General features: G+C 70.3%; 13 protein-coding genes. 1 reads left to right on the top strand and 12 read right to left on the bottom strand.

Annotation, left to right across the window (positions count from 1 at the left end; genetic code table 11):
- Positions 1-393 precede the first annotated feature (393 nt).
- Both ACZ7DE_RS27850 and ACZ7DE_RS27845 read right to left on the bottom strand, forming a co-directional pair.
- Positions 394-651, bottom strand: coding sequence for a phosphopantetheine-binding protein (locus tag ACZ7DE_RS27850; protein ID WP_470765804.1), 258 nt, complete (start codon positions 649-651; stop codon positions 394-396).
- A complete protein-coding gene (locus tag ACZ7DE_RS27845) occupies positions 648-875 on the bottom strand; it encodes an MbtH family protein (protein ID WP_470765802.1) in 228 nt (75 codons plus the stop codon). Before ACZ7DE_RS27845 ends, ACZ7DE_RS27850 begins: the two co-directional genes overlap by 4 nt.
- Before the next feature lie 215 nt (positions 876-1,090).
- Here ACZ7DE_RS27845 and ACZ7DE_RS27840 point away from each other — a divergent pair, with 215 nt between their 5' ends.
- Positions 1,091-2,134 (top strand): MupA/Atu3671 family FMN-dependent luciferase-like monooxygenase, encoded by a 1,044-nt coding sequence (locus ACZ7DE_RS27840; protein WP_470765799.1) that lies wholly within the window; start codon positions 1,091-1,093, stop codon positions 2,132-2,134.
- 405 nt (positions 2,135-2,539) lie between these two features.
- Here ACZ7DE_RS27840 and ACZ7DE_RS27835 read toward each other — a convergent pair whose 3' ends face one another.
- The 10 genes from ACZ7DE_RS27835 to ACZ7DE_RS27790 form a co-directional block, all read right to left on the bottom strand.
- Positions 2,540-5,872: a non-ribosomal peptide synthetase gene (locus ACZ7DE_RS27835; RefSeq protein ID WP_470765797.1), complete on the bottom strand. Its 3,333-nt coding sequence runs from the start codon at positions 5,870-5,872 to the stop codon at positions 2,540-2,542.
- A gap of 45 nt (positions 5,873-5,917) precedes the next feature.
- Positions 5,918-6,877 carry a fatty acid desaturase family protein gene (locus ACZ7DE_RS27830; RefSeq protein ID WP_470765795.1) on the bottom strand — a complete coding sequence of 320 codons (960 nt, stop codon included), beginning with the start codon at positions 6,875-6,877 and terminating at the stop codon, positions 5,918-5,920.
- 339 nt (positions 6,878-7,216) lie between these two features.
- Positions 7,217-7,450 (bottom strand): MbtH family protein, encoded by a 234-nt coding sequence (locus ACZ7DE_RS27825; RefSeq protein WP_470765793.1) that lies wholly within the window; start codon positions 7,448-7,450, stop codon positions 7,217-7,219.
- Between the two features lie 248 nt (positions 7,451-7,698).
- The gene (locus tag ACZ7DE_RS27820; protein WP_470765791.1) at positions 7,699-8,667 is read right to left on the bottom strand and encodes a TauD/TfdA family dioxygenase; all 969 of its coding nucleotides are present in this window, start codon (positions 8,665-8,667) and stop codon (positions 7,699-7,701) included.
- 129 nt (positions 8,668-8,796) lie between these two features.
- On the bottom strand, positions 8,797-12,582 hold the full coding sequence (locus ACZ7DE_RS27815) for an amino acid adenylation domain-containing protein (protein WP_470765789.1): 3,786 nt from the start codon (positions 12,580-12,582) through the stop codon (positions 8,797-8,799).
- Between the two features lie 19 nt (positions 12,583-12,601).
- Complete coding sequence (locus ACZ7DE_RS27810; RefSeq protein WP_470765787.1) at positions 12,602-13,909, bottom strand: MFS transporter; 1,308 nt, start codon at positions 13,907-13,909, stop codon at positions 12,602-12,604.
- Between the two features lie 171 nt (positions 13,910-14,080).
- Positions 14,081-20,704, bottom strand: a complete 6,624-nt coding sequence (locus tag ACZ7DE_RS27805) for an amino acid adenylation domain-containing protein (RefSeq protein WP_470765785.1) — start codon at positions 20,702-20,704, stop codon at positions 14,081-14,083.
- 258 nt (positions 20,705-20,962) lie between these two features.
- Complete coding sequence (locus ACZ7DE_RS27800; RefSeq protein WP_470765783.1) at positions 20,963-22,762, bottom strand: flavin-containing monooxygenase; 1,800 nt, start codon at positions 22,760-22,762, stop codon at positions 20,963-20,965.
- A gap of 538 nt (positions 22,763-23,300) precedes the next feature.
- Positions 23,301-24,470, bottom strand: coding sequence for a 2-oxo acid dehydrogenase subunit E2 (locus ACZ7DE_RS27795; protein WP_470765781.1), 1,170 nt, complete (start codon positions 24,468-24,470; stop codon positions 23,301-23,303).
- Positions 24,463-25,470, bottom strand: a complete 1,008-nt coding sequence (locus tag ACZ7DE_RS27790; protein ID WP_470765779.1) for an alpha-ketoacid dehydrogenase subunit beta — start codon at positions 25,468-25,470, stop codon at positions 24,463-24,465. The genes ACZ7DE_RS27795 and ACZ7DE_RS27790 overlap by 8 nt, the downstream gene beginning before the upstream one ends.
- Positions 25,471-25,473 lie beyond the last annotated feature (3 nt).

Below are 25,473 nucleotides of genomic sequence, written 5' to 3'. Positions count from 1 at the left end.
GATCACCGTCTGAATCCGACGTGACCTGAAGATTGTTGTACGGCATTCCGGGCACGAAGGAACTCCAGCCGATCTGTCAAGTCTGGAAAAAGTCAGCGACGTGAGCCCGCGACGGCATCCAACGTGCTGGAATGGGATGACGCCGAATTCCAGAAGAGGTCGAAGCGCCGTAGGCCGAGGGCGCTGTCACCGAACCACGAACATATGGCCCGGGAAACCGTCCACCGCAAGGTGACATCGGCTCGATGTCTTGCCGGCGAGACAGGCTTTCCGTCTCAGCCTTCCTGATGCTGATGCGACGTACCTGGCACGAGGAATCGAACCACAGAGCCCGGTCGGCGGGGTAGCGGCGGATCCCCGTTCCGTCCCGAAGCCACGCGCGTCACGACCTGGTCAGGACGCCTCGCCGACCAGTTCGCTCAGCACGTCGCTGAGGTCGCTGAGCAATGGGTTCTTGAGGATGATGCCCGTGATCCGGGATATCCCGAGCTCCTGGCGGAGCGCCTGGCCGAGGCGGACGGCGATGATGGAGTTGCCGCCGACGGCCAGGAAGTCGTCGCCGACGCCGATGTCGGGATTCCCCAGAAGCTCCCGCACCTTGCCGACCACCAGCTCGTCCATGGGGTTACGGAACCCGCTGTCGACCGTCACTTGACCACCTCTCGCACTTGTTCGGTCAGCTCTCGCAGGCCGGCAGGCCGCATGTCCGACCAGTGTGCGGACACGTATTCCAGACAGTTCGCCCGCGTGTCCGCGTCGTGCGCGACCGACCAGCCGGCGGGCACGGCACGGATCGCCGGCCACAGCGAGTACTGCTCCTCGCCGTTGACCAGGACCAGATGAACGCCTTCCTCGTCTTCGAACGGATTGGCCACGGCTCTCCTGTGTGAACGAAACCTGATTTCCCGAAGGACGTTTCCATCGTGGGCGTGTCTCGCCGGCGAGACAACACTCCGTCGGCCGTTATCCACCGCGGTCCGCGGTGAGTGTGTCCGCGAAGAACGAGGGTGCTATGAATCAGGAGCGGGCGCATTTACCGACCGATATTCGCCACACCCTCCGAACCCGTATCCGCTGGGGAGAACGCACAATGGATCTCAGCCTGTTCTATTTCGCCAACGACAGCGGAGGCGCCGAGGCCGACCGGTACCGGTTGTTGCTCGAAGGCGCCCGCTTCGCCGACGAGAACGGCTTGGCGGCGGTGTGGACCCCGGAACGCCATTTCCACCCCTTCGGTGGGACCTATCCGAACCCCTCGGTGACCAGTGCGGCGATCGCCGCGACCACGGAGCGTGTCAAGATCCGGGCGGGCAGCGTCGTGGCACCGTTGCACCACGCGCTGCGGATCGCCGAGGAGTGGTCTGTCGTGGACAACATCTCCCGGGGCCGAGTCGGGGTGTCCTTCGCCTCCGGCTGGCACGCCGTCGACTTCGCCCTGAATCCGGCCGCCTACAAGGACCGCCGGACGGAGATGTACGAGCGGATCGAGCAGGTGCGTGCCCTGTGGCGCGGCGAGGCGATCGAGGTCACCGATGGCGCGGGGAACCTGGTGAAGGTGCGGTCGTTCCCGCCGCCGGTCCAGACCGACCTGCCGATCTGGGTCGCCAGTGTCGGCGACGTCGAGACCTTCCGGAGCGCCGGCCGGATCGGAGCCGGGCTCCTCACCCACCTGCTCGGCCAGAGTCCCGAACAGCTGGCGCACAACATCGCCGAGTACCGGAAGGCCGCGGCCGACGCCGGCTGGCCGGGCCACGTCGCGGTGATGGTGCACACGTACCTCGGCGAGGACACCGACAGGGTCCGAGAGTTGGTCCGGCCTTCGCTGAGCGACTACATGCGCAGCTCACTCGGGCTCATCCTGACGTCGGACCTCAGCACCGGGGATCTGGAGCCGGACGAGATCGACATGCTCGTCGAGCGGGCCTTCGAGCACTACTTCGACAACGTCGGCCTGCTCGGCTCGGTCGACAAGGGCGAGCAGGTCGTGGCGCGGCTCGCGGAGCTCGGCGTGGACGAGATCGCGTGTCTCATCGACTTCGGACTGCCGACGGACGAGGTCATGACCGGCTTGACCTATCTCAAGCGGCTGCAGGACGCGTGCGGCGCCGACGCGCCCGACCAGCGCACGATCTGACCCTGGTCCTTCCCATGCCGCCGCGGTCGCCCGGCCAGGGTGCGGATCCACCGTGCCCGCGCCGGGGCCGACCCGCCGAAGTGCCGGCTGTCGGCCGAGTGGCCGACCCGCGCCGAGGCCAACTCCTGCTCCAGCTCGGCGAACTGGCCATCGGACGGTTTGGGAGGTTTCGGCGGTCCCGCCGAGGCGAGAGCGTCCATCCCACCCTCCCGCCAGGCACGGCGCCGGCGTTCCACCGACCGCTCACTCACCCGCAGATCCTTCGCGATGAACACGGTCTTCTCATGGCGAGCGAACCGCTCGCCTGCCTCGTACCGGATCCGACGCCGAGGAAGCCGGTCGCGCCCGTCAGCCGGCCCGCCTGCGGTGCTCCCTCCCGGGGACGGGCCCCGGGAGGGCCCCGGATCAGGCGGGTGTCGACGCGGCGAGGTCGACGCGGTGGGCCAGCTCCTCCACCGTCGTCGCCGCGAACAGGGTGATCAGTGGCAGGTCCACGCCGAAAGCTCGGCGCAGTGCGAACAGGACCCGCACCGTCAGCATGCTGTCTCCGCCGAGCTGGAAGAAGTCGTCCTCGGCGGTGACCACGTCGGCCCCCAGCGCCTCTGACCAGATCCGCGCCACGCGCTCCTGCGTGGCGGTGGCGAACCCGGCGGCAGGCCGCTCGACCGCATCCGCCACGGGCGCCGGAGCGGGCAGGGCCTTGCGGTCGTGCTTGCCGTTCGCGTTCACAGGCATCCGTTCGAGCAGCGTGATGGTGGACGGCACCATGTAGTACGGCAGTTGGGTGCGCAGGTACTGCAGAAGAGCGACCGGGTCGGGGCTGCGTCCCGCTCGCGGCTCGACATAGCCGGCCAGGCGCCGCTCACCCAGGGCGTCCTCCCGGACGATCACGGCGGCGTCCTGGGCGTCCGGGTGCTGGCCGAGCACCGACTCGACCTCCTCCAGCTCGATCCGGAACCCGCGCAGCTTGACCTGCCGGTCCACCCGGCCCAGCACCTCCACGTCACCCGTGGGAAGCATCCGCGCCAGGTCGCCGGTGTTGTACAGGCGGGCTCCCGGCCTCTCCGAGAAGGGGTGCGCGAGGAACCGCTCGGCGGTGAGCTCGGGGCGCCCCACGTAGCCGCGGGCCAGGGCCAGGCCGCCGACGTAGAGGGTGCCGTTCACTCCAATGGGCACCGGCTGGAGCCGGTTGTCGAGCACGTAGAACTGGGTGTTGGGCAGCGGGCGTCCGATCGGCACCGGCTCCTCGTCACCGCGCTCGGGCATCGGAGTCTCGAACAGGCTGCTGTCCACGGTCGATTCGGTGACGCCGTACGAGTTGACCAGACGGGTGCGGGGAGGACACAGCTTCGCCAGGTTCCAGTAGTCCTGCATGAACCAGATGTCCGCGCCGACGGCCAGCACCTTGAAGTTGTCCAGCATCCGCCCCTGCTCGGCCACATGGGCGCTGAGCCGGCGGATGACGACCGGGACGAGGTCGGCGAAGTCGATCCGCTCCCGCTGGAGCAGCGTGTACAGCCGCGCCGGATCCAGCAGCGCCTCACGGTGGCAGAGCACCAGCGTGCCGCCGGAGCACAGCGCGCGGACCATGTCGCCGGTGAACACGTCGAAGGCGATGTTCGCGGCCTGGAGATGCCGGCGCACCACCGTGCCCAGGCCGTAGACCCGCTCCCAGGAGCGGAAGGCGCTCATCAGGGCGCCATGGGTGAGCATCGCCCCCTTGGCCCGGCCGGTCGAGCCCGAGGTGTACACGAGGAACGCCAGGTTGTCCGCGTTCGGTTCGGCGGGCCGCACCGGCGGGACGGCGGCCGGCTCGTCCTGCGCCGCAACGGCGCCCTCGGCGAGCCAGTCGTCGACGTAGCCGACGCTGACCCCTTCGGTGAGCCCGGGTACCGAGGCCACCACGTCGTGGCGGGTCAGGAGCAGGCGTACGGAGGCGTCCGAGAGCACGTAGCTCAGGCGGTCCACCGGGTGGGCCGGATCCAGCGGCACGTACGCGCCGCCCGCCTTGAGGACGCCGAGCAGGGCCGCCACCGAGTCGGGGCAGCGCGGCGCGCAGAGCCCCACCCGGGACTCCGGGCCGACGCCGAGCGCGCGCAGCCGGGCGGCGATGATCCCGGCCCGCCGGTCGAGTTCGCGATAGCTGACCCGGTCCTCTCCGTCCACCACGGCCACGGCGTCGGGGGTGGCGCGGACGTGCTCCTCGAACAGGTGGTGCACACACGTGTCGGGGGCGACCTCGACGGAGACCAGGTTGTCCCGGTTCAGAAGCTCGGCCCGCTCCGGCTCCGAGAGCAGCGGCAGCAGGGACAGCGGCAGATCGGAGTCCGCCACGGCGCCGAGCAACAGCCGTTCGAAATGGGCGGCCATCCGCTCGATGGTGGCGTCGGCGAACAGGTCGACGTTGAACTCCCATTCGCAGCGCAGCCGGTCGCCCTCGTCGACGACATGCAGGCTCAGGTCGTACAGCGCCGTGGTCCGGCCTTCGCCCTCGAACGGGCTGACGCGCAGCCCCTCCGGTTCCGGTGCGGGCCGCGGGGCGTCGTGCAGCGACAGCGTCGTCTGGAACAGCGGGGCGCGGCTGAGGTCGCGCTCCGGGCGTACCTCCTCGAGCACGCGCGCGAAGGGAACGTCCTGATGGGCGAAGTCCGCCAGGCACGCCTGCCGGGTACGTGCGAGCAGCTCACGGAAGGTCGGGTCGCCCGACAGGTCCGTGCGCAGGGCCAGCGTGTTCGCCATGGGACCGACGAGCGGTTCGGTCTCCGGCCGGTCACGGCCGGCCACGGACGTGCCCACGACGATGTCGTCCTGGCCCGAATAGCGGTGCAGCAGGGCCGTGTATCCGGCGAGCAGCGTCACGAACGGGCCGGCGTCCGCGGTGCTGCCCAATTCCCTGAGCCCGGCGGTCAGTTCGGCGGGCAGGGTGAAGGACCGGGTCCGGCCCGCGTACGTCTGCTCGGTCGGCCGGGTGCGGTCGGTCGGCAGCCGCAGACTGGGCAGCTCGCCGCTGAACCGCTCACGCCAGTGCGCCAGCCCGTGCGCCACCCGGTTCGCCGCACCGCCCGTGAACTGCTCGCGCTGCCAGTGGGCGTAGTCGGCGTACTGGACGGCGAGCGGCGGCAGCGGATCGGCGCCGCCGGTGCGGAAGGCGTCGTACAGGCGGCAGAACTCGTCCGTCAGCACCGTCATCGACCAGTCGTCGGCGACGATGCGGTGCAGGTTGATCAGCGCGACGGTTTCCCGCTCGGTGAGCGCCACCAGCGTCACCCTCAGCAGCGGACCCCGGCCGAGGTCGAACGGCGCCGGCGCGTCCTGGGCTGCGAGCCGCCGCGCCTGCTCCTCGGCGTCGTCCGCGCCGCGCAGGTCGACGACCCGGGGCTCCCAGACGTGGGCGTCCACCGGGGCGATGGTCTGCGCCGGCTCGCCGTCGACCGAGGGACAGGTGGTCCGCAGGGTCTCGTGCCGCCGCACCAGGGCTTGGAAGGCCCGCACCGCCGTGTCCAGGTCCGCCGGACCCGACAGCCGCAGCGCGTACGGCAGGTTGTACGCCGCGTTCCCGGAGCCGAGCTGGTCCAGGAACCACAGGCGCTGCTGTGCGAAGGACAAGGGGGCGCCCGTGCCCGCCGGGCGCCCGGTGATCCCGCCCGGCGCCGCCGCGGTGCGCTCCTCAGGCCGCCGCGTGTGCAGGGCGTTCTGGGCGGGGGACTGCTCGCGCAGCCGCTCCGAGGTGTCACTCATGCCGTCCTACCTTCGTGAGTGCGTCCCATGCATGCGCGACGTGTGCTACTCGGCACGGGTGCCGGCCTGTGCACGGGCCTTCCGGCCGTTGGCGGCGGCCTCCCTGGCGATGGCGCGGAAGAACTGCGGATAGCTGGGAGAGGTGTGCTTCGCGTACGACAGCGTCAGGTCGTGGCGCTCGCGGAGCTGGTTGATCGGGACGACCATGGCCGCGTGGTGCTCGATGTGCAGGTTGTTGCCGTTGGTGTACCAGGTGCTGAACCAACTGCCGGTGATGGAGCGGGTGTTGGTCAGCACGTCGGTGCTGTAGTTGTCGCACATGATGTGCTCGGGCAGTTCGACCAGGAAGTGCAGGGGCACCGCGACCAGCAAGGGCAACAGCCACACCCACAGCACCGGTTCGCCCTGGCCGAGCGCGGTGAGCGCGACGGCCGCGAGGATCGGCAGGCTGAACAGCCGGTATTCGGCGATTACTTCACGCTTGCGGGCCGGTGCTATCTGGCCGGAGCCGTAGGTCCAGGAACCGGTCCAGGCGCGCACGACGTCCGCGACCGCGCCACCCAGCCGGCCGAAGGCCAGGGCCTCGCGGACCAGCGCCCCCCAGGTGACGGGCTGACGCGAGTCGAAGCCGAAGAACTCCGAGTCCTGGTCGGTGCCCAGATGGCGGTGGTGCTGCAGATGCAGGACGCGGTAATGGCTGTACGAAACCAGCATGGGCACGCCCAGCGGGACGCCGGCGATCCGGTGCAGGCGGGCGCGCCGGAATGCCGAGTGGTGCAGGCACTGGTGTTGCAGTTCCAGCCAGTGTGCGTACATCGCGCCGATCAATAGGACACCCAGCACCCGCAGCGGCCACAGCCCGGTCAGCAGCGCGAGCGCCACGCCGAGCGCCCAAAGGGCGTACGCGACAAAGAGTTTGAAGATGAACGTCCGCTCGTCGACGGCGTTCACCTTGGCCCGTCGGAACAGGCCCTGTGGCGACGCCGTGCTTGCGTCGGAAGTCATTCTTGGCACCTTCCCCTGTGGCAGCCTCCCGCGAGATCGCTGCGGCAGTCGGGCAGGCATCAGCGACTTCGTGTGGATGAGGCACGAAGTTTGGAAGTGGCGCCCTTCGGCCCCCGAAAGACGGCGGAGGGAGGGCGGGTGGATGAAGAAGTGTCGAGCACTCCGCTTGCGTGGCAAGGCGAGGCAACGCGGCGGCTCGTCGGGATACGCGCCGCGGCTGTGGTGCGGTCAGGCCTTTTCGCCGGCCGGGTCGCCGTGCGCATCGCCGAGGTCTCGGAGCACTGGATTCTTGAAGATGATGCGGACAGTGCGGGGTATTCCAAGTTTTTCGCTCAGGAACTACCCGAGGCGGATGGTGCGCGGTTCATCGCCCATCGCCCTGATCAGGCTGGCCGGCCTCATGTCCGTCCAGTGCGCGGAAACGTATTCAAGGCAGTTCTTGCGAGTTTCCTGGCCGTACACCACTCTCCAGCCGGCCGGTACCGCGCTGAAGGCGGGCCACAGCGAATGCTGGTTCTCGTCGTTCACCAGAACCAGGCATGCGCCTTCTTCGTCGTCGAACGGATTTGCCACGGATTCTCCCGATGAATCGATCAAACGGCCGTCAGCGTAACAGTGACGATAACCAGCCGTCACCGTTGCGACAGCTGAATAATTTGCCTCGCATGGGGCATGTCTCGCCGGCGAGACACCGGCGTCGATGTAATGGGATATCGCTATTCCTGATCGCCGCCGGAACGAAGGCAGGCGGCGATGGCGGCGCGGCGAACTGCTGCCTGCCGCGCCACCCAGGTGGTCCGCGCCGAGAGCTCGAACCGAGCTCAGCTCACGGCAGGCACGGCCTCGCCGGTCATGTCGCCGAGCGCCACCACGATCTTCCGCGGCCCGGTGAAGGGACTGCGCGAGTGCGCGACCAGCATGTTGTCGATGACGAGGACGTCACCCTCCTGCCAGGAGAAGGCGACCGATTCCCGGTCCATCAGGTCGCGGACCTCGTCCACCAGGGCGTCGTCGATGACGGTGCCGTCGCCCCAGTAGACGTTGCGCGGCATCCCCTGATCGCCGCAGATCTCCAGCAGCGAGGAGCGCGTTTCCGGGTCCAGCGACGACGGGTGGTGCAGCGCCAGCTGGTTGAAGAACACGGACTCGCCGGTCGTCGGGTGGCGCAGCACCGCCTCGGCCTGACGCGAGGTCCGCAGGCCTCCGTCCGGCGTCCACTCGAAGCTCGTCCCCTCCGCGGCGCACTTGCGCTCGACCTCGGCGGGATCGTCGGTGCCGAAGAAGCGCGACCATCTGACGTCGACGCCTTCGATGAAGTTGCGGACATAACGGAGCTTCTTGGTGGCGAAGAGCTCGGCCAGCTCCGGACGCATCCGGGCGAGAACCGTCCGGCAGTCGACGATCGGCGTCTGACCACCGGACTGCGGGGCCACGATGCACGAGAAGAACTGCCGCATCGGCCACTGCGGCAGATGCGAACTCTCGTTGTGGAACAGGATCGAGAGGTCTTCCGGATACGGCGTCGACTTGTATACGCGGGCCGACTCGCCCTCTCGAGGAAGGTCCCCGTATTCAGGGAAGAGGGTGCCGCAAATCGCCGAGGCGGCCTGTTCGAACTTCTCCACCGAACCGGCGTGGAACCCCCGGAGCAGGACCGCGCCGTGCCGCAGCAGCCGTGCTTCGAGTTCTTCCCGGTTCGCGCGCAGCCAGCCGGGCAGGTCGACGCCGGGACCGGCCGGCGTGATGAGGACGGGGGTCGATGGCGACTCCGGCAGGAAGCCGATGTTCACCGAATCTCCGCTGGGTTTCCGCACCTGCCGCCGAGTCGCGCCCAGAAGGGAGCGCGGTCCCGGTGTCCTGGAGGTCGCGTCGTTCATGTCCTGGTCCTCATTTCCTCGGCGGTGAACCCGTGCTCTGTGTCATGCGTCGATCTCCCGTTGGATCAGCTCGGCGAGTTCCTCCACCGCGGGCTGTCGCATGATGCCGTGGTGGGTCGTTGCCACCGAGGCGAAGCCGAGCTCAGGCCCGACCACCGATCCCCAGCCCCACGTACGGTCCGGATCCTGCGGCTCGTCGGCCGGCTCGGCGCGCACCAGCAGCACCGGGAAGTCGGCTCGGCCGAGTTCGGCCTGCTCCTGCACGAAGTAGCGGTCCAGAGCCGTCATGTTGGTCATGTAGACGTCCAGCAGGTTCCGCAGCTCCGCCTCACCGGAGTCGGGAGGCAGCCGCCCGACGTCCTGCAGGGCCTTGAGCAGTTCCCGATGACCGAGATGACCGAGCGGCCCCTCCGGCAGGTCCAGTTGGTAGTGGAAGGCGAAGCGGCGCAGGAGGTGGTCGGCTGGCTGCCGCGCCAGGGCGCTCTCCGCGTCACCGGGGACGCCGCAGTTGACGATGATCAGCTGCGCCACCTCGCGCCCGGAACGGCGCAGCGCCTGGGCCGTGGCGTAGGCCATGATGCCGCCGAAGCACCAGCCGATGATCACGGGAGCGGCATCGCCGACGGCCGCGATGTTCGCCGCGTACTCCTCGGCCATGGCCGCGAAATCGTCCTGTGGCGGCCTGCCGTGCAGACCCCAGGCCTCGATGCCGTAGACCGACCGGTCCGCCGGTATCAGCCGGGCCAGTTCCCAGTAGCTGAGCGTGTTGCCGCCGCCGGGGTGGACGCAGAAGACCGGGGCCTGCTCATGCGGTCCGCGGGCGGCGCGCAGCGGGACCAGGTTGGAGTCCTGGACGTCGCTCCTGCGCACCTGCTCCGCCATCGCCGCGACGGTCGGGGCGCTGAACACCGCGGACATCGGCAGGCGCAGGCCGAAGGCGTTGTTGATCTGGGCCATGAGCTTGATCGCACGCAGGGACTGTCCCCCGAACTCGAAGAAGTCCGCGTCGGGGGAGGAGATGTCCTGGTCGAGGATCGAGGACCAGATCGCCAGCAGACGCTGTTCCACCGAGTCGCGCGGTCGGCCGGCCCGGGCCTTCGGCGGAGCGATCGGTGCGAGGGCGCGGCGGTCGAGCTTGCCGTTGCGGGTCAGCGGGAAGCGCTCCAGCACCTGCCAGCCGGTCGGCACGAGGGCGACCGGGAGGTGCAGACCCACGGCTGCCCGCACGTCCTCGACGCAGATGTCCACTCCCCCGGCGGCGGTGAGGTAGGCGTCCAGGTGCGTGACGAGTCCGTCGGCGTCCGCGCGCGCCACGACCGCCGCGGCGCCGACGCCGGGCCGATCCGCCAGCAGCGTCTCGATCTCGCCGAGCTGTACGCGGTATCCGCGCAGCTTCACCTGGTCGTCGATCCGGCCGAGGATCTCGATGCCGTTGCCGGGCACCAGGCGGCCGAGGTCACCGGTCCGGTGGGCGTCCGCGGTGTTCGCCGTACCGAAGCCCGACCCGCCTTCGCGCAGCCGGGCGAGGTAGCCGAGGCCCACGCCGGGCCCGCTGATCAGCACCTCACCGGGGCACCAGGGCGGCAGCGCGGCACCCGCGGCGTCGACCACCGTCAGGACGTTCGCCCCGAGGCCGGAGCCCACCGGGATCGAGGAACAGCGTTCGTCGATCGAGGCGTCCAGCGGGAGGCATGCGGCGCCCACCGTCGACTCGGTCGGGCCGTAGTGGTTGTACAGACGCAAGGACGGCGCGATCTCTCGCAGCCGCTCGTACAACGGACGCGGAAGCAGTTCGCCGCCGAGCACGAGCACCTCGCTCGGCAGAAGCGCGAGCGGATCGGCAGCCTCGGCCAGCAGCGCCGAGAGGTGCGAGGGGACCAGCTTCATCGCGGCCGCGGGGCTCCCCCGGAACCACTCGGTGAGAGCCGCGGGGCTCGTGGCGGTCTCGGTGGGGATGAGCTGGACGCAGCCACCGCCGGCCAGGGTCGGGAAGACCGCCGTGTAGGCCAGGTCGGCGGCGAGGGTGGAGACCGCCGCGAACTCGGCGCCCTCGGACAGGGCGAGCGTCTCGCCGATCGCCGAGGCGTAGTGCGACAGCTGCTCGTGCCCGATGACGACGCCCTTGGGAAGCCCCGAGGTGCCCGACGTGAAGATCACATAGGCGGCGCCCGTGGCCGCCGCGCCGGAAGTCACCGCGCGCCCCGGGGCGACGACCGCGTCGGTCGTGCACACGGTGCGGACGGAGGCCTGGTGGGCGGCCTTCGGATCGGGGGTGAGCAGCAGCGCGGGGTCGGCCTCCCGCAGGATCGTCTCGATCCGCTGCTGCGGCCACGTGGGGTCGAGGGGGACGAACGCCGCGCCGGCGAGCCAGACGCCGAGCATCGCGACGACCGTGTCCGCCGAGGCGGGAACGAACAGCGCGACCCGCTGCCCGGCCCGCACGCCGTGCTCGCGCAGCAGGTGCGCCACCGCGTCCGCGCCCTGCGCCGCGTCCCGGTAGGACACGACGGTCTCGCCGCAGCGCAGCGCGGGCCGCGCGGGCGTGCGCTCCGCCTGCGCGAGGAAGCGGTCGAGCACCGAGGCGTACGACGCACGGGGCCGGGCCTCGGCGTTCGGCGCGGTCGGCGCGGTGAGGCGCAGGCCGCCGACGGCGCGCTCCGTGCCGCCGGACAGCAGATCGGTCAGCTGATGTCCGAACGCCTCGGCCACGAGGTCCAGGTCGGCCTGGGCGACGCGGCCCGCGCCGCCGACGAAGGTCAGGCGCAGACTCCGCGACCCGCGCACGCAGTCGAGGTGCAGCGCACCAGGAGCTTCGTGGGCGGACGCACCGGCCGAGAGTTCCTCGGCCCACCGGTCCAGGCGGTGCCGGTACGAGAGCGGGCGGACGTCCGCCGCATGGTGTGCGGAGGCCACGGTCCCCGGGTCGATCCGGTTCTCGATGGCCGCTACGGAGCGGAGCGCGTCCTGCGACGCCTGGAGCGCGTCGGCGACCGGGGTGTCCGCGCCGATATCCAGCCGCACCGGTACCGGACGCTCCAACAGGCCGAGCACGTTCTCCAGGCCTTCCGTGGACCGGCCGTCGGCCAGCACCAGCACATGGTCGTCGGCGTCGCGGCAGTACCGGCCGTACAGCGAGCGCCAGAGAGCCAGCAGCACCGCCGCCTCGCTCACGCCACACCGTCCGGTGAGTCCGTCCAGCCGTTCCAGAGCCGGCCCCTCGACGACGGCCGAGGCGCTGACCGGCTCGGCGCCCGTGTCCCGGAGGGCGACGGGGGTGAGGAAGGGCAGCGCCGAGGACGGCTTCGACGACTGCCGCGCCACATCCTCGGCCACCGGCGGCTGCGCCGACTCCTCCAGCACTTCGCCGAGCCAGGCGGCGACATCGGCGTACTGCAGCACCGTCTCCCCGGCCGCGGCGGCCGCGTCCTCCAGCAGCAGGCCGACAAGCCGGGTCCAGGAGGCGTCGTCGACGCTCAGCCGCGGCAGGGTGAGAACCATCCGCGTGCCGTCCGGACCGAGTTCGTGCTCGACGGTCAGCGCGCCGGCGCGGAACACGGTGCGATCCGTTCCCGACTGCTCGATCGCGACCGGGCCCACCGGATCCACGACCTGGACGAGCGTGGGCAGCCCCGCGAACTCGGTGTACCGCGTACGCAGGCTCTCGTGCGTCGCGACCGCCGTCGCGATCCGGGCCTCCAGGTCCGGCGCCGGTATCCGTGTGGCGGTGCGGACGGTGCGCACCGCCGTGCTCCGGGCCTCGCCCAACCGGGCGAGCTGTTGCGGGGAGAGCTGATAGCCCTCCTCCTGCCAGGTCTCGACGCTCGTCATGATGTCTGCTCCTGAATGGTCATGCGGGCTCCGGCGCGGCGGCCGAGTCGGAATCGGTGGCGTGCGCCTCGAGGCGGCGTACCGTGCGCACGGGCGAGAACAGCAGGGCCAGGGAGGCCAGGAACGTCCCGCTCGCGGCCAGCACGATCGCCGTCCGCAGCCCGGTTCCGGAGGCGAGCGCACCGCCGAGCAGCGAGCCGAGCGAGAACGCGCCCAGCGCGCAGGTACGGGCCGTCGCGTTCACCCGCCCGAGCAGCTCGTCCGGGGTGGAGACCTGCCGGAAGCTGATCACCGTCACGTTGAAGACGGGAACGCTGAACTGGACGACGAAGGAGGAGACCGCGACGACGGCGATCGCCGCCAGTGAGTGGCCGTGCACGGCCGCGAGGACGAGATATCCCAGCCCGGGCAGCGCCATCGTCAGGATCAGTGTCGGGCCGACGCCGAACCGTCCGGTCAGTGGGCCGACCAGGAGGACGCCGACCAAGGCGCCGACGCTGCCGACCGCGACGATCAGGCCGACCTGCTTCGAGCCCATGTCGAGCTCCCGCAGCAGATAGAGGAAGAACACCGACATCAGGGCGCCGGAGAACAGGTTGATGATCAGCGCGGCCGTGGTGAACCAGCGCAGCAGCGGGTGCCGCACGATCGCGGCGAATCCCTCACGGATCGAGGCCCGCACCGAGAGGGTCTGCGCCCCGGGCTGAGGCTTCGGCGCCTCGTCGGCCGGCAGTCCCGCCACCGTGAAGAAGGACAGGGCGTAGCTCGCCGCGTCCACCGCGATCGCCACCGGGGCGCTGAGCGCGCTGATCAGCAGGCCCGCCGCGCCCGGGCCGACGACCTGCGCCATCGAGTCCGACAGTTCCAGCTTCGCGTTCGCCTCGCCGAGCCGGTCCCGGCCGATCAGACCGGGCGTGTAGGACTGGTGGGCGAGGTCGAAGAACACGGTCATCACGCCGACGACGAAGACCACGACGAAGAGCTGCCCGATGTTCAGCACATCGAGCCAGTGCGCGACGGGGATCCAGGCGAGGGCCGCGGCACGCACGACATCGGCGACGATCATCACGGACCGGCGCGCCCGGCGGTCCAGCATCACGCCGACGAAGAGGCCGAAGAGCAGGAACGGCAGCGTCTCGAGGGCGACGAGCACGCCGGCTTCCATCGGCGTCGCGTGGAGCAGCAGGACCGCGGTCAGCGGCATCGCGACGTAGGTGATCTGGGAACCGAAGAGCGAGGCCGACTGACCCGTCCACAGCAGCGCGAAGTTCCGCTGGCGGAACAGCGAAGCCGGCTTCTTGCCGGCGCTCACGGTGTCCTCGCTCATGAGCGCCGCACCGCCTGACGGATCTCGGTTCCCGGTCGGGAACGCGGGGTCTCGGCGCGTTGGTCCATCACTGTCTTCCTATCGAGTCGAATTCGCCGCACGGGTGATCGGGGAGGTGCCGGGTGCTGCGGGGGGCGTGCCTGGACTCCCGGGCACTCGGTCACGTGTGGCTCAGCCGAGCGGCTGCTCCGGCGGGAGACCGGGGCGGGCCAGCACCCGCCGCCTGCCGGGGCCGAGCGCCGGCCGGGTCGTCGAGCGGTCAGGGTTCGCGTTGCGTTGAGCCGGTTCCGGGACTTCCACCTTGCCGATGGGCTGGTCGGGTTCGGCAGTCAGCTCCGCGACCAGCAGGCTGAGCCGCTCGGCCCAGGTCTGGACCGTGTGGTGGTCGAACAGGTCGGTGGCGTACGCGATGATCCCCGTGATGCCGGTCGGTCGCCCGTCCGGCTCGTACGACCCCCGCAGCAGGAAGTTCAGGTCGAACTTGGGGGATTCGTGTTCCGGGATCTCGAACTCGCCGACGTCGAGTCCGGGGAGGTCGAAGGCTGCCTCGGGGTTGGTGTCGTAGGACAGCATGACCTGGAAGAGGGGGTGGCGTGCCGCGGTCCGGGGTGGGGCGATGATCTCCACCAGGCGTTCGAGGGGGAGGTCCTGGTTCTCGAAGGCGGCGAGGTCTGTCTCCCGTACCCGGGTCAGGAGTTCGGTGAAGGTGGGGTCGCCGGAGACGTCGGTGCGCAGGACGAGGGTGTTGAGGAAGAAGCCGACCAGGTCGTGAAGGACTTCCTCGGTGCGTCCGGCGACCGGCGTGCCGAGCGGGATGTCGGTGTCGCCGGTGAGCCGGGACAGCAGGACGGCGAGGGCGGCCTGGACCACCATGAACGGGGTCACGCCCGTCCGTCTGGCCAACTCCGTGACACGGGTGTGGACTTCGGCGTCGATGGTGACGGGGACCCGGGCGCCGTGCCGGGCGGGGGTGGCGGGGCGCGGCCGGTCGAAGGGCAGGTTGAGTTCCACCGGCAGTGCGGCCAGGGCGTCGCGCCAGAAGGCGGACTGGCGGGCTGCCGTGCCGGCGGGGTCGTTCTCGGAGCCGAGCAGATCGCGCTGCCACAGGGCGTAATCGGCGTACTGGACCGGGAGTTCGGTCCAGGCCGGGGTGGTGCCGGCGAGCCGTGCGGTGTAGGCGGTGGCGAGGTCGTTGCCCAGGGGCCCGACCGACCAGCCGTCGCAGGCGATGTGGTGGACCAGGAGCACCAGGACGTGTTCGTCCGGCCCGGTGCTGAAGAGCTGTGCCCGTAGCGGGATTTCGCCGGCGAGGTCGAACACATGTCCGGCGGCCTGGATCACCAGGTCGGTCACCTGCTCGTCGTCGGTGTCCGTCCATGTCAGCGGCAGCGTGACCGCGTCGGCGGGCACGATCTGCTGGACGGGTTCGCCGTCGATGACGGGGAAGACGGTCCGCAGGCTCTCGTGCCGGCCCACCACGTCGGCCAGTGCCGCCGCCAGCGCCTGCCGGTCCAACGCCCCGGACAGGCGCAACACCAACGGCATGTTGTACGCCGCGCTCGGTCCCGCCAACTGACCGATGATCCACAACCGCTGCTGCGCGAACGACAACGGCAGCGACTCCGGACGAGCCCCGGCCACGAGCGCCGGACGGGAGGGTCCCGCCTCGCCCAGCGCACCGGCCAGGGCGGCGACCGTGGGGGCCTCGAACAACGCGCGGATGGTGATCTCCAGGCCGAGCAGGGCGCGGACGCGGGCGACCAGCCGGGTCGCGAGAAGGGAGTGCCCGCCGAGTTCGAAGAAGTGGTCGTCGACGCCGACACCGGGCAGACCCAGCACCTCGGCGAACGCCGCACACAGCATCTCCTCCCGCACGGTCGTCGGAGCGCGGTGAGTCGAGGCGACCGCATAGTCCGGTTCGGGCAGGGCCTTGCGGTCCAGCTTGCCGTTGGCGGTCAACGGCAGCCGGTCCAGGACCAGGACCGCGGCCGGCACCATGTAGTCCGGAAGCGGCCCCGCGGCATGCCGGCGCAACATGCCGGGCAACTGCGCGATCTGTTCCGGGGACTGACCCGGGGCGGGTACCACATAGCCGACCAGACGCTTGTCACCGGGGATGTCCTCGCGGACCACCGCCACGGCCCGGGCGATACCGGGATACCGGGCCAGCACCGCCTCGACCTCCCCGATCTCGATCCGGAACCCCCGGATCTTCACCTGGTCGTCGGCCCGGCCGACGAACTCGAGGGTCCCGTCCGCCCGCCACCGCGCCAGGTCCCCGGTCCGGTACATCCGCTCGCCGGGCGCATCGAACGGGCACGCCACGAACCGCTCCGCGGTCAGTGCGGGACGGTTCAGGTAGCCACGCGCCAGACCGGCACCCGTCACGTACAACTCGCCCGTCACACCGGGGGCCACCGGTTCCAGGCCGTCGTCGAGCACGAACACCCGCATGTTGAAGGTGGGTCCGCCGAGTATCGGCCGCGGTGTGGATCGCGGCTCGGCGAAGACCTGGTAGACCGTGCACTCCGTGGGCCCGTAGAAGCTGAAGCTGCGGGTGCCCTCACCGAGCGATCCGAGCCACTCCCAGAGCGAGTCGGGCACGGCCTCGCCACCGACCACGAGCAGTGCCGGAGTACGGCGGCCGTTGTCGAACAGGCCTTCGGACACAGCGGCGGCCATGTGCGTGGGGGTCAGCTCCAGGAAGTCGACGTCGTGTGCGTCCAGCCAGGTCGCGAGGAGGCCGATGTCGGAGAGCACCTCCGTGCTCACGACGTGCAGCTCGTGCCCCTCCAGCAGGCACGACAGCTGGTCCCACACCGCGTCGAAGGATATGGAGGTGGTCAGCGCGACCCGCAGCGGGCGACTGTCCGACAGATCGGCGGCGCAGGCGAAGACCGACTCACGGTGAACGGTGATGAAGTTGGTGATGCTGTGGTGCGGTACCGCCACGCCCTTGGGAGTTCCGGTGGAGCCGGAGGTGTAGATGACGTAGGCAGGATGGGCGGGGGTCAGCGGGCCGGTGCGCTCGATGTCGGTCGGGTCGTGACTCCAGGCCGGGTGTGCGGTCAGCTCTTCCTGGGTGGCGGCGTCGTCCAGGACCAGAAGGGGTGCGTCGGCCGGCAGCCGTGCCACGGTGGCCCGGAGCGTCACCACGTACGACGGCTTCGCGTCCTCGATCATGAACCGGACCCGTTCCTCCGGGTATTCGGTGTCGATCGGGAGATACGCCGCGCCCGCCTTGAGTACGCCGAGCATCGCCACGACGAGATCGATCGACCGTGGCAGTGCCATGCCCACGATGTCCTCGGGGCCGACCCCGTACTCGATCAGGTGGTGCGCGAGCCGGTTGGCGCGGGCGTTGAGCTCGCCGTAGGTCAAGGTGGTGCCGTCGAAGACGACCGCGGTGGCCTCGGGGGTGCGGGCGGCCTGGTCCTGGAAGAGCGCCGGCAGGGTCGTGGGCGGGACGGAACGGGAGGTGTCGTTCCAGGTGTGCAGCACCTTCTCCTGCTCCGCGGCCGAGAGCACCGGGACCTGGTCGACCCGCTGGTCCGGACCGGTGGCCAGGGTGTCGAGGACACGGGTGAAGCGTTCGGCGAGCTGCTCGATGCTCGCGTGGTCGAACAGGTCGACGGCGTAGAAGACCTCGCCGGTCATTCCGGCGGGCCGGCCGTGCTCGTCGAAGCGTTCGCTCAGGTCGAAGGAGAGGTCGAACTTCGCCGGGGTGTCCTCGTCGGGCAGGACGCTCGTGCGCAGGCCGGGCAGTTGGAGCACGGGATCGGCGTTGTTCTGGAGCGCGAGCGCGACCTGGAACAGCGGATGGCGAGCCATGGAGCGGGCCGGGGCCAGCTCCTCGACCAGGCGTTCGAACGGTACGTCCTGGTGCGCCAACGCGTCGAGCGCCTGCTCCCGCACCCGGGCGAGCAGTTCGCCGAAGGACGGACCGCCGGACACGTCCGTGCGCAGGACGAGGGTGTTGACGAAGAACCCGACGAGGTCGTCGAGCGCGGTGTCGGTGCGCCCGGCCGTCGGGGTTCCGATCACGATGTCCTGGCCGGCGCCGAGCCGGGAGAGCAGCACGGCCAACGCGGCCTGGAGCACCATGAAGACCGTCGCGCCCTCGTCCCGGGCCAGTTCGGCGACCCGGGCGTGCAGCAGCGCGGGGATCTCCAGCGTCACGCTCCCGCCCTGATGCGTGGCCACCGCGGGGCGGGCACGGTCGACGGGCAGCGGCAGTTCCTCCGGTATGTCGGCCAACGCATCGCGCCAGTAGGCCAGTTGCCTGCTCAGCAGGCTCTCGGGGTCCGTCGCCTCGCCGAGCAGTTCACGCTGCCAGAGCGTGTAGTCCGCGTACTGGACCGGCAGCGGCGCCCATCCCGGTTCCTCGCCGGCCAGGCGCGCTGTGTACGCCACCGAGAGGTCCCGGGCCAGCGGCGCCAGCGACCAGCCGTCACCGGCGATGTGGTGCACGAGCAGCACCAGCACGTGTTCGTCCGCACCGGCTTCGAACAGCCAGGCGCGGAACGGCACTTCGGCCGCGAGGTCGAAGCAGTGGCGCTCCGCGTCGGCGACCGGAGCGGTCACGCCGGACGGCCCGATCCGGTCGGCCGGTACCACGGTGAGCACCTCGTCGAGCTCCTCGACCGGCACCACCCGCTGGTACGGCCGTCCCTCGACCGACGGGAAGAGCGTGCGCAGCACCTCGTGGCGCCCGAGGACATCCCGCAACGCCGTGTCCAGCGCACCGGTGTGGATCGCACCGGAAAGCCTGATGACCGCCGGGATGTTGTAGGTGGCGCTCGGTCCCTCCAACTCGTGCAGGAACCACAACCGCTGCTGCGCGGACGACAACGGCAGCGGCTCCGGACGATCCGCGGTCACCAGCGCCGGACGCGAGGGGCCCGCCCCGGCCAGCGCCTTGGCCAGGGCGGCGATGTTGGGGGCTTCGAACAGCGTACGGATGCCGAGTTCGACCCCGAGCAGGGCGCGGATGCGGGCGACCAGCCGGGTCGCGAGCAGGGAGTGGCCGCCGAGAAGGAAGAAGTTGTCGTCGACGCCGACGGTGGACAGCTCCAGGTTCAGCACCTTGGCGAACGCGGCGCACAGGATCTCCTCCTGGACGGTCGTCGGAGCACGGCGGGCGGGCACGACGGCATGGTCCGGTGCGGGCAGGGCCTCGTGGTCCGGTTGCCCGTGATCCGTCAGCGGCAGCCGGTCCAGGACCACGACCGCGGCCGGCACCACGTGCGCGGGCAGCAGCCCGGCAGCGTGCTCGCGCAGGATCGCGGGCAGCCGTTGGGTGACTGCCGGGTCGAGGCCGGGGCCGGGCACCACGTAGCCGACCAGACGCTTGTCGCCCGGGATGTCCTCGCGGGCGACGATCGTGGCCTCGGCGATGCCGGGATACCCCGCGAGTACCGCCTCGACCTCGCCGAGTTCGCTGCGGAACCCGCGGGTCTGCGTCTGGTGGTCGGCCGGGCCGATGGGCTGGTCGGGGTCGGAGGTCAGTTCTCCGAGCAGATGGTTGAGCCGCTCGGCCAGTGCCTGGACCGTGTGGTGGTCGAACAGGTCGGTGGCGTACTCGAGAATCCCCTTGATGCCGGTCGGCTGTCCCTCCGGACCGAACCGCTCCTCGAACTCGAAGTTGAGGTCGAATTTGGCTGTTTCGTGTCCGGGGATCGCGAATTCGCCGGTCTTGAGTCCGGGGAGGTCGAAGGCGGCTTCGGTGTTGCTGTCGAAGGACAGCATGACCTGGAAGAGGGGGTGGCGTGCCGCGGTCCGTGGTGGGGCGATGATCTCGACGAGGTATTCGAAGGGGAGGTCCTGGTTCTCGAAGGCGGCGAGGTCTGTCTCCCGTACCCGGGTCAGGAGTTGGGCGAAGGTGGGGTCGCCGGAGACGTCGGTGCGCAGGACCAGGGTGTTGAGGAAGAAGCCGACCATGTCGTGCAGGGCTTCTTCGGTGCGTCCGGCGACCGGTGTGCCGAGCGGGATGTCGGTGCCGCCTCCGAGTCGGGACAGCAGGACGGCCAGGGCGGCCTGGACGACCATGAACGGTGTCACGCCGGCCTGTCGGGCCAGCTCCGTGATGCGGGTGTGGACTTCCGCGTCGATGGTGACGGGTACCTGGGCGCCGCGCTGGGCGGCCGTCGCGGGGCGTCGCCGGTCGAAGGGCAGGTCCAGTTCGACGGGGAGTCCGGCCAGTGCGTCGCGCCAGAAGGCGGACTGGCGGGCGACGGCGCTGGTGGGGTCGTTCTCGGAGCCGAGCAGGTCGCGCTGCCACAGGGTGTAGTCGGCGTACTGGACCGGGAGTTCGGTCCAGGCCGGGGCCATGCCGGCGAGCCGGCCCGCGTAGGCGGTGGCGAGGTCCTTGCCCAGGGGCCCGACCGACCAGCCGTCGCAGGCGATGTGGTGCACCAGCAGCACCAGGACGTGTTCGTCCGGCCGGGTGGAGAAGCCGCTCACCCGCAGCGGGATCTCGGTGGCGAGGTCGAAGACGTGTCCGGCGGCCTGGACCGCGAGGTCGGTCACCTGCTCGTCGTCGGTGTCCGTCCATGTCAGCGGCAGCGTGACCGCGTCGGCGGGCACGATCTGCTGGACGGGTTCGCCGTCGATGACCGGGAAGACGGTCCGCAGGCTCTCGTGCCGGCCCACCACGTCGGCCAGTGCCGCCGCCAGCGCCTGCCGGTCCAACGCCCCGGACAGACGCAACACCAACGGCATGTTGTACGCCGCGCTCGGCCCCGCCAACTGACCGATGATCCACAACCGCTGCTGCGCAAACGACAACGGAATCATGCAGGCTACCTCGCTGTTTCCGACCGCTACGATTCGCGATCCGCAGCCGATGGCTCAGGCGCCGAAATCACCGGCCAGGCATCGGGCCGCAGCGGGATCGGGAGCCGTTATGTCGGCAGAATCAATTGGCAAAGGGAAAACGGAGTTGTATCGACTTCGCGAGGCTAGCAGGCGGCACTCGCCAGGGTGAATGAGTCCCGGGCACCACTCGACGGAGCCCGGGAGGACTGTCTCGCCGGCGAGACGGGGCAAGCGGCTTCACTTGTCCGAACGGAGGAATTCCAGCCCGTCGAACTCCCCGCTGCCACGCCATTCCTGAAGGTGCCGGAAGAAGCCCAGGCCATCAGGGAACTCGTATTCGTCCCAAAGGGAATGCGGACCGAGATCCATTCCCTCGTTGTTGGAGTATCCGGGGGTGCATTCCGTGCCCAGGAACGTGCGCCACTCCGGATCGACTCCGACGTTGCTCATCCAGGCGTCCTCCGCCTGCCGGGTGAGTTCGACGACGTCGGCCCCCGTGGTGACCGCGTGCGCGACGACGGCGGCGACGGTCTTGGCCGCCTCGGACAGGTTGTGCGAGAGGTTGGAGAACCGCGTCCCGCCCGTGAGCGACTGAACGAGGAACGCGTTCGGAAACCCGTGCACATGGAGTCCGTGCATCGTGCGCATGCCGTCGGTCCAGTGCTCCGACAGTCGCCTGCCGTCCCTGCCGACGGGGTCGAATCCGGCGCGCCGGGTGGGCGCGGTGCCGACCTCGAATCCCGACGCGTAGACGATGCAGTCCACCTCGTACTCGGTACCGTCCACCACGACACCTCGCGGCGTGATCCGCTCGACCCCCTTGCCGTCCGTGTCGACGAGACGGACCGTCGGCTCGTTGTAGGCGTCCAAATACTCGTCGTGGAAGGTCAGGCGCTTGCACGGAAGGTAGTACCAGGGCTTGAGGAGTTCCGCGGTCCGTGCGTCCTTGACCGTCTCCTCCACCCGGGCGTGGAGCCGGCCCATCTTCTCGATGTCCGCGTAGTACGCGCCGCGAATCTCCTCGGACGTGTCCGAGTCCGGCTGCGAGCCCTCTCCGGCGTTGCGCCACATCCTGGCCATGGCGGTCCAGCCGTCATTGATCAGATCCTCGGCCGGCTGCTCGGCCGACGTCATGTTGGCCGCGTAGTTGTCCAGCCAGCGCTGCTGCCATCCAGGCGTGGCTATCTGCGCGAACCACTCCGGGTCGATCGGCCGGTTGTTGCGGACTTCGATGACGGAAGGCGTGCGCTGGAACACGAACAGTTCCTGGCATGCGGTGGCCAGGTGAGGGACGCACTGCACCGCGGTGGCGCCGGTGCCGATGATCGCCACCCGCTTGTCCCGCAGGTTGCCCAGCGGTCCGCCGACCGGGTCGCCGGTGTAGGCGTAGTCCCATCGGCTCGCGTGGAAGGTGTGGCCCGCGAAGGTCTCGATGCCCGGGATGCCGGGGAGCTTCGGCACGGACAGGTGGCCCAGCCCCATGATCACGAACTGGGCGGTGAACTCGTCACCGCGGTCGGTCCGCACCGTCCACAGCCGGGCGGACTCGTCCCAGTCCAGGCCGGCGACCCGGGTGTGGAAGAGCGCCTTCTCGTACAACCCGTACTGCTTGCCGATGCGTTGGCAGTGCTCCAGGATCTCCGGGCCGCGCACGTACCACTCGGTGGGCACGTAGCCGGTCTCCTCCAGCAACGGCAGGTAGATCATGGACGCGATGTCGCACTGGGCGCCCGGGTACCTGTTCCAGTACCAGGTTCCGCCGAAGTCGCCGCCGGTGTCGACGATCCTGACGTCGGAGACCCCCGCCTCCTTGAGGTGGGCGCCCGTCATCAGGCCGGCGAACCCCCCGCCGATGACCGCGACCGTGACGTGGTCGCGGTACGGCTCGCGCTCGATGCGATCGGTGAAGGGGTCCTCGTTCATGTGCGCGAACCCGCCACTGAGGGTCAGGTATTGGTCGATGCCGTCCGGCCGCAGTCTCTTGGCCCGCTCGGCAGCGACCTTCGCCATGTGCTCCGACACCTTGTGCCTGGACATAGAAGTCTCTCCTCCGAATGCATTTCTCCGGCCGCCCGGCCAGCACCTGGAATGTGTCGTGGTCGGTACTCGACGAGGCCCGTGGGTCTGTCTCGCCGGCGAGACAGACCCATGGCTGTTTCAAGATCGGTTCGAGGTGGGTGGCGGGCCGCGTGTCGGCGCGCTGAGCAGAGCCGAGCTCTGGTGGGACGAGGGTTCTCACGCCAAATCGCCGGAACTGGAGCCCCGTTGCTGCTTGAGTCTGCCATCCCCGAGGCCGGGTTGTCCGCGATCGGGGACCGGGTTCGTCGCCGGCGGCAGGGCCGCGCGTCGAGGTCACCCGCGAGGTGTCGTCGGGTCTGCCGGCCAGGCCGGGCAGCCGGGCGTCCCGGCGAGCGCCGCGCCGCGGCAGAACAGGATCGGGTCGGCGGTGCAGCCGGCCGCGATCCCGGTCCGTGGACCCGCCGACGCCGGGTCGTCGGCCGCTGGGTAGGCGGCGTGCAGCGCGCGGAGGTCCACAGGGGCGTCGAAGAGCGGCAGTGGCTTGCTCGTCCTCCCGTCAGCCCGCGAGCCCGGCGATGGCGTCGGCGTTCTCCAGGTCCTGCTTCACCGCGGTGAGGAAGCGGACCGCGTCGCGGCCGTTGAGATAACGGTGGTCGTAGGTGGCCGCGACCGTGGTGACCGGCCGGGCGAACGGCACACCGTCCTCGGTCAGCGCGACTTCGCTCCGCTCGGCGCACAAGGTCACGACGCAGGTGCGGCCCGGATGGACGATCGGCGCGGCCAGGACGATGTCCGGATCGTTGTGCAGCGAGAGGGTGATGGCCTCGTCGGCGAACGCGTCCTCGCGGAAGTTCTGCCGCAGGGCGCTGACTCGGAAGTCCATGAGGTCGTCGGCCAGGTCGGCGATCGGACGGCGGGCGGCGTCCTTGAGGACCGGGATGAACAGGCCGGTCCCGACGTCGACGGTGACCCCGACGTTGGCGGCCGACGCGAGGGTGAGGGTGTGGTCCGCACCGGACGTGGCGAAGAACAGCGGGAAGTCGGCGTGGCGAGCGGCAATGGCCTTGACCAGCAGCTCGACCAGGCCGTATGGGGCGCCGCCGCGGGTGGCGCGGAACGCTGTCAGGTCGACCGCGATCGCGGCGAAGGCGGCCGGGATGGTGCGGTGCGCCTCGCTGACGACGGCGGCCACCGCGCGCTGGCGCGGACTGAGGCTGACGACGACGGCGTCCGCGGACGCCGCGGCCTCCCCAGCATCCACGGACGCCGCCCCCTGGTCCATGAACTCCTGGTCGATGAGCCGCTGGACGTCGGAGGCCTTCACCACCCGCTTGCCGAGCGTGCGCAGTTGCTCGGTCCGGATGCCGTGATCCTGGGCGAGGGTGCGCGCGGCGTCGCTGAGGACCGGGTCCGGGCCGCCGTCGTGGTCGTCGGCCTCGCCCTCGGGTGCGGTGGTCACGACGGCGGCCGCCAGGTAGTCGTCCCGTTCCTGGCGGCTGTCGAACAGCAGCCCCACGGGCCGCCCGAACTCGCAGTGCGCTCCGGCCTCGACGAGCCGGTGGAGGACGCCGTCCGCGTCCGCGACGAGTTCCTCCAGGGCCTTGGCGGTCTCGACCTCGGCGACGACCGCGTCCGCGGACACCGCGGCGCCGTCGTCGACCGTCCAGCCGACCAGGACGCAGCCCTCGTCGTTGTTGTTGAACTTCGGCAGCAGCAGTTCACGCATGCAACGCCTCCCAGATGGCGCGGTGGATGTCAGAAGCTTGGGGGAGCACGGCCTGTTCCAGGTGTGCGGCGGTCGGGATCACCTCGGCCTCGGCGCTGCACAGCACGACCGGACGCCGCAGCCGGCCCCACAGCCGCTCATAGACGCGCGCGGCGACCTCCGAGCCCCAGGTGCCGCCGGCGGCGCAGTCCTCGACCAGGCAGACGACCTCGGCGCCGGCCAGGGCGGGCAGCAGTGGCTCCACGTCGAACGGGTACAACCGAGTCGGAACGATCACCTCGCAGGTGATCTCGTGCTCGGCGAACAGCGTGCCGGCCGCCGCCAGCGCCCGCCGGGCCACGCCGCCGGGCACGATGATCACGCAGTCGGCCGCGTCGTCGCCGTCCGACGCCCGCAGCCGCGCCGGGCCGCCGGCGCCGAACGGGAAGTCGGCGACGAACGGCCCGTCCGTCCCCGGCTCGTGCATCGGCTGCGTGTAGAGCACCTTGTCCTCGAACAGGACGGCCGGCTCGCCGGCGGCGAGCAGGCCGTCCAGCAGCGCCGTGCTGTCGTGGAACGGCGAGATCTCGTGCACCGACAGGTGCGGCACGCCGATGAAGTGCTTCTGCAGGCTCTGGCTGTGGGTCGGGCCGTACCCGCGCCGCCCGCCGGTGGGACAGCGTACGATCACCGGGACCTCGACGCGGCGGCCGTACATCGCGACCGACTTGGCCGCGAAGTTCACGATCTGGTCGAAGGCCAAGGTGGCGAAGTCGCCGAACATGATCTCGACGATGGCGCGCCCGCCGGACAGCGCCAGCCCGTTGGCCACGCCCACCAGCGACTGCTCGCTGATGGGCGTGCTCAGGACCCGGTCGGGGTAGCCCGACGACAGCCCTTTGGTGATCTTGAAGGCGCCGCCGTACGGATCGGCGACGTCCTCCCCCAGCAGGAACAGATCGGGGTCGGCGGCGAAGGCCGCGTGCAGTGCCCGGTTCAGGTTCTCAGCGACACGCTCCATGGC

Source organism: Streptomyces sp. NPDC037083, from assembly GCF_055606485.1.
This window is presented reverse-complemented; position numbering and strand designations above follow the sequence as displayed.